The organism is Flavobacterium sp. SH_e, from assembly GCF_025717045.1.
Classification (GTDB): domain Bacteria; phylum Bacteroidota; class Bacteroidia; order Flavobacteriales; family Flavobacteriaceae; genus Flavobacterium.
On record NZ_JAOVZN010000001.1, the window covers coordinates 377,337 to 390,236 of the forward strand.

Here is a 12,900-nt window from a genome sequence, read left to right on the forward strand (position 1 = left end):
ACTGTTTTTTCAATAAAACAGAGACTATTAATGCAAAAAAACGAAATCAATTATTCGAAAGAATTTTGGTTTCAAAATCAAAAAAAAGAAAAATGAAAAATAAAAATCCTGAAACTGAACAAGAATCTTTGTACAAAGACTTGGATCAAATGAGCGTGAAAGAACTTCTTACTAACATTAATACAGAAGACAGAAAAGTACCAGATATTATTGAAGAACAGATTCCTAAAATCGAAAAACTTGTCAAAGCAATTGTCAAAAAAATGCAGCTTGGCGGCCGATTATTTTATATTGGAGCGGGAACTTCCGGAAGAATTGGAATTTTAGATGCATCTGAATGTCCGCCTACTTTTGGGGTGCCACATGACATGATTATTGGAATTATTGCCGGTGGTGATACTGCTATTCGAAAAGCTGTTGAAAATGCTGAAGACGATACAGAACAAGCGTGGAAAGATTTAGCTAAATATGAGATTTCTAGCTTAGATTTCATTATCGGAATTGCGGCTTCTGGAAACACACCCTACGTTTTAGGAGCTTTGAAAAAGGCCAAAGAACATAATGTAAAAACAGGAAGTATTTCTTGTATCAGCAATGGACTTATTGCTCAGGAAGCAGATTATCCAATTGAATTAATTGTAGGTCCAGAATTTTTAACTGGAAGTACCAGAATGAAATCGGGAACTGCTCAAAAACTTACCTTAAATATGATCTCAACTTCGGTTATGATTAAATTAGGAAAAGTAAAAGGCAACAAAATGGTCGACATGCAGCTTTCTAACGAAAAATTGGTAAAACGTGGCATCAAAATGATTATGGAGGAACTTGATGTGGAATATGAGGTTGCGGAAGAATTACTTCACAAACACAAAAGTGTAAGAGCCGTTTTATTAGCTCAAAAATAAAATCAGGAAATCTAAAACTATCTAAAATCTTTTATAGTTTTATAAAAGATTCAAACACCAAAAAATAAAAATGACACCAAGCACCATCCTTCTTCTAATTATCATTTATTTCGGAACATTATTCTATATTTCACACAGAGTGAGCAAGAAAGACAGCGGAAACGAAGCTTTCTTTACTGCTAATAAAAATTCAAAATGGTATTTAGTTGCTTTCGGAATGATCGGAACTGCGCTTTCTGGAGTAACTTTTATATCGGTTCCAGGAGAAGTTGGTGCTGCAAGTGGTGAACAATTCAAATATTTTCAGTTTGTTTTGGGAAATGCGCTTGGTTTTATAGTCATTACAAAATTATTGCTTCCATTATATTATAGAATGAATCTGACTTCAATTTATAGCTATATAGAACACAGAATGGGAATTTTTAGCTATAAAACAGCGGCTTCTATTTTCTTGATCAGTAGAACGATTAGCTCGGCATTCAGACTTTATTTGGTTGTAATTGTTTTACAGCGTTTTGTATTTGATTTCTATAATATTCCGTTTGCATTTACAGTTTTAATTTCACTTTTGCTTATTTTCTCTTATACCTATAGAGGCGGATTAAAAACGATTATTATTACAGACACTTTACAGACTTTCTTTTTGGTTACATCTGTTTTTCTAACCATTTACTTTATCTGCGACCGAATGGATTTAAGTGCCATCAGTGCATTTGAAGAAGTAAAAAATAGTAATTACTCTAAGATATTTTTCTTTGATGATTTCATGGGAAGTAAATTCCATTTTGTAAAACAAATTCTTGGCGGAATGTTTGTAACTATTGCCATGACTGGCTTAGATCAGGATTTAATGCAGAAAAATCTAAGCTGTAAAAACATTGGCGAAGCACAAAAGAATATGTTCACTTTTACAGGAATATTTGTTGTAATCAATATTTTCTTTTTGAGTGTTGGAGCGCTTTTATACATATACGCAAATAAAAACGGAATCGCAATACCAGCTGATTTAGTTACAGGAAAACCAAGAACCGATTTACTTTTTCCAGAAATTGCTTTAAATCATTTAGCTCTTGTTCCAGCAATCGTGTTTTTATTAGGAATTATTGCGGCGACTTTTGCAACAACAGATTCCGCTTTAACCGCCTTGACAACTTCTTTCTGTGTCGACTTTTTAGGAATGGACAAAGCCGAAAACAGCCATAAGAAAAACACAGTAAAAATTAGACATTTAGTACATATCAGTTTTTCTATCTTAGTGTTTTTTATCATCTTGGTTTTTAATGCAATAAACGACAGTTCTGTTGTTGGAATGATCTTTAAAGTAGCTTCTTATACTTATGGCCCATTATTAGGATTATACGCTTTTGGTTTGTTCCAAAAATCTAGAAATGTGCATGACAAACTCGTGCCGATAATCTGTTTATTATCACCATTTTTCACTTATTTAATTAATGAAAATTCGAAACTGCTATTTGCAGGATATGTTTTTGATAACGAATTAATCGTGCTAAACGGATTAATAACTTATCTAGGATTATACATTACAAGCTCTAAAAGGAGCGACAAAATAAGCTTCTAATCAGCTTATCAATATTGATTAATCAATTTGTATTTAATACTTAGATTCAAATTGATTTTAAAAAAAATCACATGAAAAATTCATTCATAAAAATTAGCTTATACGCCTCTTTTATTTTTTTAATTACCAATTGCGCCTCTAAAAAAAACAATAGCGTAACCGATGCAAACAAGGATATTCCTCTGAAAGACACCGTTGTTTACGTTCAAAAAAATAGTACTGAGAAAAAGACTTTTTTCAAAGATTCTGATAAAGAAACAGCTTGGGTTGATAGCATTTACAACAAAATGACAATTCAGGAAAAAATTGGGCAGCTTTTTATGGTTTCGGCTTATTCCAATAAAGATTCTGTACATGCAAATCAAATCATCAAACTTATTGAAGATTACAAAATAGGAAACGTTATTTTCTTCCAAGGCGGACCAGTTCGTCAGGCGAAATTGACCAATTTATATCAGTCAAAAGCAAAAGTTCCTTTAATGATTGGAATCGATGCCGAATGGGGATTAGCCATGCGTCTAGATTCTACTTATCGTTATCCTTGGAATATGACTTTGGGCGCAATTCAGGATTTAAATTTAATTGAAAACGTGGGAAAAAATATGGCTGCCGAAAACAAAAGAATTGGCGTTCATTTCAACTTTGCTCCTGTTTTGGATATTAATACCAATCCTAAAAATCCAATTATTGGAAACCGCTCTTTTGGTGAAGACAAAGTCAATGTAAGCGAAAAAGCGATTGCTTTAATGAAAGGAATTCAAGGAAATGGCGTTTTCTGTACCGGAAAACATTTTCCTGGACATGGCGATACTTCAACCGATTCGCATAAAGCTTTGCCAACCGTTAATTTCTCTAAAGAACATCTTGAATTAGTTGAGTTATATCCATACAAAAAATTATTTGACGAAGGTCTGGCTTCTGTTATGGTCGCACATCTCAATATTCCGAGTTTGGAATCACAGCCAAATTGTCCTTCTTCGGCTTCTTATAATGTAGTAACGAATCTGCTTCAAAAAGAATTAGGTTTCAACGGATTGATTTTTACTGATGGTTTAGCAATGAAAGGAGCAGCTAATTTTAAAGCTCCTGGAGATTTGGAAATAGCTGTAATTTTAGCTGGAAATGATATTTTACTTTGTCCAGACAATGTACCTGTAGCATTTCAAAAATTAGAAGCTGCATATAACGAAAACGTAATTACAGAAGAACGATTATCACATTCGGTTAAAAAAATATTACACTACAAATACAAAGCAGGATTGCATCAATACAAACCAATTGATTTAAATAATTTATATGAAGATTTAAATCCGTCCCAAAATGATGCTTTACATTATAAATTGTACGAAAATGCAATTACAGTTTTAAAAAATGAAAAAGAAATTCTTCCTATAAAAGATTTAAGCGAAAAAATTGCGTACATAAAATTGGGTGAAGATACCAATAGCACTTTTGTTTCAACCCTAAAAAAATATACTGAAATTACAGAAGTTAAAGATACCAATCTGGACAGTTTAAATAAAGAATTGAAAAAATTCGACAAAGTTATTATCAGCTTTCACAAAGTAAATAAACCTTGGGAAAAGCAAGAATTCACACTACAGGAAATGCTTTGGCTGAAAGAAATTGCAAAACACAACAAAGTAATTTTAGACATTTTTGCAAAACCATATTCTCTTCTATCTATTTCAAATTTTGATGATATTGAAGGATTAGTAGTTTCCTATCAAAACTCAGATATTAGTCAGGTTGTTTCGGCAGAATTACTTTTTGGAGCCATTGAAGCAAAAGGAAAATTGCCTGTTTCTATCAATGATGCTTTTCATGTCAATGACGGTTTAACTACAGAAAAACTGAATCGACTAGCTTTTACTGCTCCAGAAAACGTAAATATGAATCCTGCAATTTTATCCAAAATAGATGCTGTGGCACAAAAAGCAATCGACGGAAAAATGACACCGGGAATGCAGGTTCTAGTAGCAAGAAAAGGAAATGTCATTTTCCAGAAATCGTACGGAGCGCAAACTTACGATAACGGAAAAAAAGTTGCTAATACAGATTTATATGATGTTGCTTCGATTTCAAAAATGATTTCGACTCTGCCAAATGTGATGCAATTGTATGATAAAAACAAAGTCGAGCTAGACACTAAATTGAAAGACATGTTGCCTTTTTTTGCTAAAACAAATAAAGAAAATATCACTTTCAAAGAGTTGTTAAATCATTATGCTGGACTTCAAGCTTGGATTCCGTTTTATAAAGCAACTTTAGACAGCAACAATCAGCCTTCTGAAAAATATTACAGTAAAGTAGCTGGACCTAATTTTACGACGAAAGTTGCTGAGAATCTTTACATTCGAAATGATTATCATGACACGATTATGAAAATCATTGCTGAAAGTCCTGTAGCGCAAAAAAAAGAATACAAATACAGCGATTTTACTTTTATAATTCTAAAAGAATATTTAGAAAGAAAAACGCATAAAAAATTGGAAGATTTAAGCAAAGAAAATTTCTTCAGCACATTAGGAATGACCAATACGCTTTACAATCCGCTGGACAGATTTGATAAAAGCAATATTGCTCCAACTGAAATCGATAATTATTTCAGACATCAGGTAATTCAAGGTTATGTTCACGACATGGCAGCCGCAATGGAAGGCGGCGTCGCGGGTCACGCAGGAATTTTCTCGAACAGTATGGATGTTGCCAAAATGATGCAGCTATTTTTACAAAAGGGAAATTACGGCGGAATTCAATACTTTTCTCCCGAAACTTTTGACGCTTTTAATACCTGTTATTACAAAAATCAAGGCCTTTTGAGAGGATTAGGATTTGACAAACGAATCCAAAAAGGTGGGCCAACTTGCAATTGTGTTTCTGAATCAAGTTTTGGCCACACAGGTTTTACAGGAAACATGGCTTGGGCAGATCCTGAAACCGAAATTGTTTATGTATTCCTATCGAACAGAACTTATCCTGAAGTGGTTAACGACGAAAATAAATTAGCCAAAGGAAAAATCAGAGAAGAAATTCAGCAAATAATTCAAAATGCAATCATAAAATAATTCAAGACGAAAGTCTTGCTTCATGCATCTTTCATCTAAAAAAAACTAACATCTAAAATCTAAACCCAATGACAAAAGAACGTTTAACTTCACTCGATGTCTTTAGAGGATTTACCATTTTCTTAATGACAATTGTAAATAATCCGGGAAGCTGGTCTTCTATTTATCCGCCTTTAGAACACGCCGAATGGCATGGTTGCACGCCAACAGACTTAGTTTTCCCGTTTTTTGTTTTTATAATGGGAACTGCAATTCCGTTTGCAATGCCCACAAAACATTTTGACGGAAGTGTTTTTAATAAAATCTTAGTCCGTTCGCTTCGAATTTTCTGTTTGGGATTGTTTTTAAGTGTTTTTAGCAGAATTCATTTATTTGGTTTAGAAGGAATTCCATTATTAGGATTGAGGTTGATTATTGCTTTTGCAGTGGCTTATGCACTTTTAGGAAACTTTTCAATGAAAGTCAAAACTATTCTTGCAGTTGGAATCTTTATCATATTGTTTTCGCTATCTTTTAGCGGATTAGAACATTTTGAAGATACTAGAATTCCAGGCGTTTTACAAAGAATTGCGATTGTGTATTTCTTTACTTCAATTTTATATTTAAAGACAAATTTAAAAACACAGCTTTTAGTTTTAGCCACACTTTTAATTGGATATTGGCTTTTAATGGCTTTTGTTCCCGTTCCAGGATTTGGCCCTGCTAATTTCGAAAAAGGAACCAATTTAGCTGCTTGGATAGACAATACACTTTTAAACGGACATTTATGGGCATCGTCTAAAACTTGGGATCCAGAAGGAATTTTGAGCACTTTACCAGCAATTGGAACTGGAATTTTAGGAATGTACATTGGACAGCTTTTAAACTTACAAATTGACAGAATTCAAATCGTCAAAAAAACAGCCATTACAGGAATTATTTTACTAATTGGTGGTTTAATTTGGAACACCTTCTTCCCTATTAACAAATCGCTCTGGACGAGTTCTTATGTTTTATACACGGCAGGAATAGCAACAATTTCATTAACACTTTTATATTTTATAATTGATGTAAAAGGCTATAATAAATGGACCAAATTATTCTTGATTTGGGGAGTAAACCCAATGATCGTTTTTTTCTTTTCAGGAATAATTCCGAGAGTTTTAGGCTCGATAAAAGTGGCAAATCCTGAAGTTGCTGGAGAAGAAATCGGACTTCAAGCCTATATTTATGATCACGGAATTGTACCTTGTTTTGAAAATCCACTGAATGCATCGTTGGCTTACGCTTTATCTTATGCAGTTTTCTGGTCTTTCATTTTATGGATTTTCTACAAAAAGAAACTGATTTTTAAAGTTTAATAATTCTTTTCAATCCCTTTTCTAAGCAGGTTAAATTTAATCTGCGACATCTGCTTTTATCTTTTTAAATCTGCGTGAAAAAATCTGTACGCAAAATATTTCACGCAGATTTAATAAGATTTTAGCAGATTAATTTAGATTTTATTTATTTCAAAATAATTTCAGCCGGACTAACGTAATTGTTTGTTAGTTATAATTTCTGATGCCAGTATAAAATAAAGCTGTTTTTCTTTTTTTCTAAAAATTTTGAGAAAAGCAGTATCTTGCCGTACTAATCAAAAGCGTCAGTTTCGAATTATGGATAGTCCGGTTGAAATTCCTTTTAAAAGCTTTATTCTACTTAAACCAGAAGAAGGCACTGCTATTTACTTACAGATTGTTTTTGAGTTTATCAAAGCCATACAAACGGGTTTTCTTCCCGAAGGCACAAAACTTCCTGGCACCCGAATTTTGTGCAAAGTACTTTCTGTTAATCGAAATACTTTAATCAAAGCTTTTCAAGATTTAGAATCTCAAGGTTGGATAGAAACTCTTCCGAACAAAGGAACTTTCATTTTATCTCAGCAAAAACAAAAAAACAAAGCTGAATTTACGATTTCGAAAGAAGAAAATTCATCTGAAGGAAGTGTTGGATTTAGTTTTCAGCGTTCTACCATTCTTGAAAGTCCAATAGAAATAAGTAATCTTCCGCATCAATTTAATGACGGAATGCCCGATTTAAGATTAGTTCAAACAGATGTTTTAGCCAGATTATATGTTTCGAAATTAAAAAGAAGAAAAACATCTAAAACTTACGAACAGATAGAATTACGTTCGCATTCGAATTTTAAAACGCATTTTTCTAATTATCTGAATCTTACTCGAGGAATTCGCATTGCAACTTCAAATTTACTTACCACAAGCAGTCACGAAATTGCTTTGTATTTGGTTACCAAAGTACTTATTTCTCCAAATGATAAAGTGGTCGTGGCTTCTCCAGGATATTATATGTCCAATATGACGTTAACCAATACAGGTGCACAGATTATTTCTATTCCTGTAAATGAAGACGGAATTGACACTAAAAAACTGAAAGAAATCTGCGAAACATCAAAAATTAGAGTTTTATATCTGACATCCAATTATCATTATCCAACTACAATTTCACTTAGCGCAAAAAAAAGAATAGAAGTTCTGGAATTGGCAAATCAATACGAATTTGTAATTCTCGAAGACGATTACGATTTTGATTTTCATTACGATAATAATCCAGTTCTGCCTTTAGCCGCTTTCGATTCAAATCAGAAAGTGGTTTATATTGGTTCTTTTGGAAGATCGCTTCCATCAGGATTTAGTTACGGATTTGTCGCCGCTCCTACAGAATTTATTAAAGAACTTGAAAAACATCAAAACACTCTAGAACCTAGAATTGATGTACTAAAAGAACAAGTTTTAACCGAATGGATTACCGAAGGCGAAGTGCACAGACTTTCAAAAAAGAATAAAAAAATCTATAAGGAACGCCGTGATTATTTTGTTTCAATTCTTAATGATAAACTAAAAGATAAAATCAAATTTAAAGTTCCGCCGCGAGGATTAGCAATTTGGGTCGAATGGTTGGATCATTTTAATTTGATACAATTTCAAAAAGAATGTTCCAATCACGGTTTATTTCTCCCAAAAACCATTTTATATCAAACCAAAAATCTTACTGCAACCCGCTTAGGTTTTGGACATTTAGAAAAAGAAGAAATGGAAAAAGCTGTCGCTATTTTGAGCGAATGTCTTGAAATAATTTTAACAAAATAAATTTTTTAATGGTTGAAACCACGGACTATGCTTGAATATAAATGCGTATAAAAAAATGGCTATCTCAAAAGATAGCCATTTTGATATTATTAAAGACTTCTTCTCTTCTCAAAAACGATGTCTTTCAAATGTAAGTGAAAATCAGCTAATTACTGATAATTATATAAGTGCTCATTTTAATCCTATAACAGAAAAAACCTTTTTGAAAGTAACTTTGAAATAGAGTTTTAATTCAAAAAGGTCTATATGATTTACAACATTATACAATTACTTTTAATTTCAATTGGGGCGACATCGGCTATGACTTGGTTTAGTTATGCCATGTCGAAGAGCTTTAGAGAATTGTATAAAGAACCTGTTTTATTGAGTTTTGCTCTAAAAAAAACAAATATTAGCCTTTCCGAAGAATCTCAGAATACTTGGGGATGGTTGATACATTACATTATTGGTTTTCTATTTGTTATGGGATATCATGTATTATGGGTAAAGAATATTTTGCCAATTTCTCCACTAAGTGCTCTTATATTAGGAGTTATCAGTGGTGTAATTGGCATACTCAGCTGGGTAATTATATTTAAAATGGCCAATCATCAACCCCCAATTGATTTTAAAGGTTATTATATTCAGCTGTTCTTTGCCCATATTATTTTTGCTGCAACAGCAACGGCGCTTTACTCTATTTCATTAACTATTTTAATTCTTTTGAAAGCTTATGTCACTGTCTAAATACCATCAAAAAAGAGATTTTAAACAAACCCGTGAACCTAAGGGAAAAGTTGAAAAATCGGGTAACGAATTGATTTTTGTTGTGCAGAAACATGCCGCGTCTCATCTTCACTATGATTTTAGGCTAGAAATGGATGGTGTTCTAAAAAGCTGGGCAGTACCAAAAGGCCCGTCAATGGATCCTGAAGTAAAACGTCTCGCCATGATGGTCGAAGATCATCCGTACAGTTACAAGGATTTTGAAGGCACAATTCCTGAAGGAAATTATGGCGCAGGAAATGTAATTGTTTGGGATAACGGAACATATACTTCTGATGAAAAAACTGCTTCTGAAGAAAAACAATTATTAAGTGATCTAGCAAAAGGTCGTTTGAGTTTTGTTTTAAAAGGCAAAAAGCTGAAAGGTGAATTTTCATTAGTTAAACTTCACGGAAAACAGGAAAATGCTTGGCTCTTAATCAAGAAAAATGACAAATATGCTTCTATTGAAGATATTTTAGAAAAAAATAAATCGGTTATTTCTAAAAGAAGTTTGGAACAATTAGAAGAAAAATCTAAAAAATTGGTTTCAAAAACTGAAGAAAAAACAATTGAGAAAAAAGAAGCAAAAAAAAAGTCTAATCCAAAAGTAGAAATTGCTGAATTTGTAAAACCAATGCTTGCCACCGTACGCGAAAAACCTTTTGACGATGACGAATGGATTTTCGAAAATAAATATGACGGCTACAGAACGATTGCGGTTATTAATGCTCAAAATGTAGATTTATTCAGCAGAAATGAACTTTCTTTCAACTCTAATTTTAAACCCATTGCCGAAGAATTACAGCAAATAGATCATACGGTAGTTTTGGATGGCGAAATTGTGGTTGAAAATGATTCTGGCAGAGCCGATTTTCAGCTGCTACAAAACTATATGAAAACAGGAATTGGAAATCTAAAATACTATGTTTTTGATTTATTGAATTTAGACGGAAATCTTATTACCGAATTAGCCCTTTTGGAAAGAAAAGAACTCCTGAAAATTCTTTTTAATAAATATCCTTTTTCGAATGTTTTTTATTCTGAACATACAGTTGGAGACGGAATTAAACAATTTGAAAAAGCAGTTAAGAATAAGACGGAAGGCATAATAGCTAAAAGAGCTGATAGCACTTATGCTGTAAACAGAAGAAGTACGAACTGGCTTAAAACAAAAACAGCAAACGAAGAAGAAGCCATAATTATTGGAATCACTGAGCCTAAAAATTCAAGAAAGTATTTTGGTGCTATTCTTCTTGGTCAATATGATGGTAAAAAACTGCAATACATTGGCAAATGCGGAACAGGTTTTACCGAATCTGTGCTAAAAGATCTATATACTAAACTCGAATCTTACTTTATTGAAAAATCTCCGCTTGACGAAAAAATCCCTTTGCGAGACAAAATTCAATGGGTTAAACCCAAAATAGTTTGTCAGGTAAAATTCTCCGAATGGACGCAGGATCAGCATTTGCGACATCCCGTTTATCTTGGAACAAGAATAGACAAAAAAGCTGAGGAAGTTTTTTTATCATTTGCAAAAGACAATTCAACTCAACTAAATTCAGATGAAATGATCATTACACAAGAAAATAAAAAGGAAAAAACAGAGAACGATTACGATTTAAAAGTAGGTAAAACGGTATTGCATCTTACTAACCAGAATAAAGTGTATTTCCCTAAAGATGGCATCACAAAAGGCGATATTATTCATTATTATGATGAAGTATCAGCACTCATTCTTCCGTATTTAAAAGATCGTCCTGAATCTATGAATCGTTTTCCAAATGGAATTGACGGACCAAGTTTTTATCAGAAAGATGTTGATGTCGATAAAATTCCGAGATGGCTTAAAACTAAAAAAATCTTCTCTGAATCGAATAACGCCAACATTGATTATTTAATTTGTAATGATAAGGAAACCTTGCTTTATATGGCAAATTTAGGTTGCATAGAAATGAATCCGTGGAATTCGACCATTAAACATATTCATAATCCAGATTGGCTGGTTATTGATTTAGATCCTGCAAAAGACGATTTCAAACAAGTGGTGCAAACAGCTTTGGTTGTAAAAGAAGTTTTAGACGAATTGGAAACGGAATGTTTGTGCAAAACTTCCGGAGCTTCTGGGCTTCATATTTACATTCCGCTTGGTGCGCAGTACGATTATGATTCTATAAAAATTCTAGGCGAATTGATTGCTAAAGAAGTGCAATCCAGAATTCCTGATATTACGACGGTTGACAGAAGCATTAAAAAAAGAAACAACAAATTATATATAGATTTTTTACAAAACCGACGCGGACAAACTTTGGCGGCACCGTATTCTGTTCGACCAAAACCTGGCGCAACAGTTTCTACACCTTTGGAATGGAGTGAAGTGAATGAAAAACTGCACCCGTCGCAATTTACTATCAAAAATGTCTTGAGACGTTTTGAGAAAAAAGGCGATTTATGGAACCCCGTTTTATCTAAAGGGGCAAACATTAAAAAGATTATTCATAAACTAGAAAATAACCAAAACAGTTAAGAAGATTTTTTCTTTTTGGTTTCTAAGCTCGCTTTCAGCATTTCCATTAAATCGTCGCTTTGTTTGTGCACGACTTTTAGTTTTGGAGCTGCTTTCTGCGGTTTTCCTTTGGCTTTCTTTTTAATGATATCCAAAAGTTTGGCAGTATATTCGTCTTTAAAACCAGAAATATCAAATTTCTCCGTCAGCTGATCGATTAGTTTTTCAGCCATATCCATTTCTTTGGTGGATTTTTTGGACATTGGCGGAAGTTTCAATTCCGCTGTATTTCGAATTTCCTGTTCAAAACGAATTCGGTTTAAAACAATGACGTTTTTGTACGGTTTTAAAATGGCCAAACTTTCTTTGTTTCTTAAAACAAATCTTGTAACACCAACTTTTCCTGAAGCTTCAAGTGCATCGCGAAGCAATCCGTACGCATTCATTGCGCCTTTATCGGGTTCCAGATAATAAGGTTGTTCGTAATAAATACTTTGAATTTCTTTTTCAAAAGCAAAACTTTCAATATCAATTGTTTTGGTTTTAATGGCATCTGCCGCTTCAAAATCGGAATCTTCCAGAATGACATATTTGCCTTCCAGATTATATCCTTTTACGATATTGGCAAAATCTACTTCTTTTCCCGTATTTTCATTCACGCGTTTAAACTTGATATTCGCATGATCTTTCGCGTCAAGCATATCCATATCCAAACTGCTTTCCTGCACTGCCGAAAACATTTTTATTGGAATATTAATTAATCCAAAACTTACCGAACCTGTCCAAATTGATCTCATGGCTTTTGTTTTAAAATTGAACATTAAATTTAGTTCAACAAAAAAACGTAAGCCTTACAAAATCAAAAAATTACTTTATAAAATTATGAGTTATGAATTATGAGTTATGAATTATGAGTTTTGAATTATGAGTTTTGAATTTTATCTATGTGTTCCCGTGGTTGAAACCA

The 12,900-nt window shown here is 32.9% G+C and carries 9 protein-coding genes; 8 read left to right on the forward strand and 1 reads right to left on the reverse strand.

Translation table 11 applies throughout. The annotated features are described in order from the left end of the window. The first annotated feature begins 92 nt into the window (after positions 1–92). From murQ to ligD, 8 genes are all read left to right on the forward strand, one after another. A complete protein-coding gene (gene murQ / locus OD917_RS01605) occupies positions 93–905 on the forward strand; it encodes an N-acetylmuramic acid 6-phosphate etherase (RefSeq protein ID WP_263521797.1) in 813 nt (270 codons plus the stop codon). A gap of 70 nt (positions 906–975) precedes the next feature. Further along, entirely contained in the window at positions 976–2,484 is a 1,509-nt protein-coding gene (locus OD917_RS01610; protein ID WP_263521798.1) for a sodium:solute symporter, read from the forward strand. 71 nt (positions 2,485–2,555) lie between these two features. Further along, a complete protein-coding gene (locus OD917_RS01615) occupies positions 2,556–5,552 on the forward strand; it encodes a glycoside hydrolase family 3 N-terminal domain-containing protein (RefSeq protein ID WP_263521799.1) in 2,997 nt (998 codons plus the stop codon). A gap of 68 nt (positions 5,553–5,620) precedes the next feature. Continuing rightward, on the forward strand, positions 5,621–6,892 hold the full coding sequence (locus OD917_RS01620) for an acyltransferase family protein (RefSeq protein WP_263521800.1): 1,272 nt from the start codon (positions 5,621–5,623) through the stop codon (positions 6,890–6,892). A gap of 246 nt (positions 6,893–7,138) precedes the next feature. Next, the gene (locus tag OD917_RS01625; RefSeq protein ID WP_263521801.1) at positions 7,139–8,680 is read left to right on the forward strand and encodes a PLP-dependent aminotransferase family protein; all 1,542 of its coding nucleotides are present in this window, start codon (positions 7,139–7,141) and stop codon (positions 8,678–8,680) included. Positions 8,681–8,735: 55 nt separating this feature from the next. Next, entirely contained in the window at positions 8,736–8,903 is a 168-nt protein-coding gene (locus OD917_RS01630) for a hypothetical protein (protein ID WP_263521802.1), read from the forward strand. Between the two features lie 23 nt (positions 8,904–8,926). After that, complete coding sequence (locus OD917_RS01635) at positions 8,927–9,406, forward strand: hypothetical protein (protein WP_263521803.1); 480 nt, start codon at positions 8,927–8,929, stop codon at positions 9,404–9,406. After that, a complete protein-coding gene (gene ligD, locus OD917_RS01640; protein ID WP_263521804.1) occupies positions 9,393–11,954 on the forward strand; it encodes a DNA ligase D in 2,562 nt (853 codons plus the stop codon). Before OD917_RS01635 ends, ligD begins: the two co-directional genes overlap by 14 nt. Here ligD and OD917_RS01645 read toward each other — a convergent pair. After that, positions 11,951–12,730 carry a Ku protein gene (locus OD917_RS01645; RefSeq protein WP_263521805.1) on the reverse strand — a complete coding sequence of 260 codons (780 nt, stop codon included), beginning with the start codon at positions 12,728–12,730 and terminating at the stop codon, positions 11,951–11,953. The genes ligD and OD917_RS01645 overlap by 4 nt on opposite strands. Between the last annotated feature and the right edge of the window lie 170 nt (positions 12,731–12,900).

What these genes read in the sequence shown, in the direction of transcription:
- OD917_RS01645 (WP_263521805.1), bottom strand. Translation starts at nt 12,730, where the DNA reads ATGAGATCAATTTGGACAGGTTCGGTAAGTTTTGGATTAATTAATATT.
- OD917_RS01620 (WP_263521800.1), top strand. Translation starts at nt 5,621, where the DNA reads ATGACAAAAGAACGTTTAACTTCACTCGATGTCTTTAGAGGATTTACC.
- OD917_RS01635 (WP_263521803.1), top strand. Translation starts at nt 8,927, where the DNA reads ATGATTTACAACATTATACAATTACTTTTAATTTCAATTGGGGCGACA.
- OD917_RS01615 (WP_263521799.1), top strand. Translation starts at nt 2,556, where the DNA reads ATGAAAAATTCATTCATAAAAATTAGCTTATACGCCTCTTTTATTTTT.
- OD917_RS01610 (WP_263521798.1), top strand. Translation starts at nt 976, where the DNA reads ATGACACCAAGCACCATCCTTCTTCTAATTATCATTTATTTCGGAACA.
- murQ (WP_263521797.1), top strand. Translation starts at nt 93, where the DNA reads ATGAAAAATAAAAATCCTGAAACTGAACAAGAATCTTTGTACAAAGAC.
- OD917_RS01630 (WP_263521802.1), top strand. Translation starts at nt 8,736, where the DNA reads ATGGCTATCTCAAAAGATAGCCATTTTGATATTATTAAAGACTTCTTC.
- ligD (WP_263521804.1), top strand. Translation starts at nt 9,393, where the DNA reads ATGTCACTGTCTAAATACCATCAAAAAAGAGATTTTAAACAAACCCGT.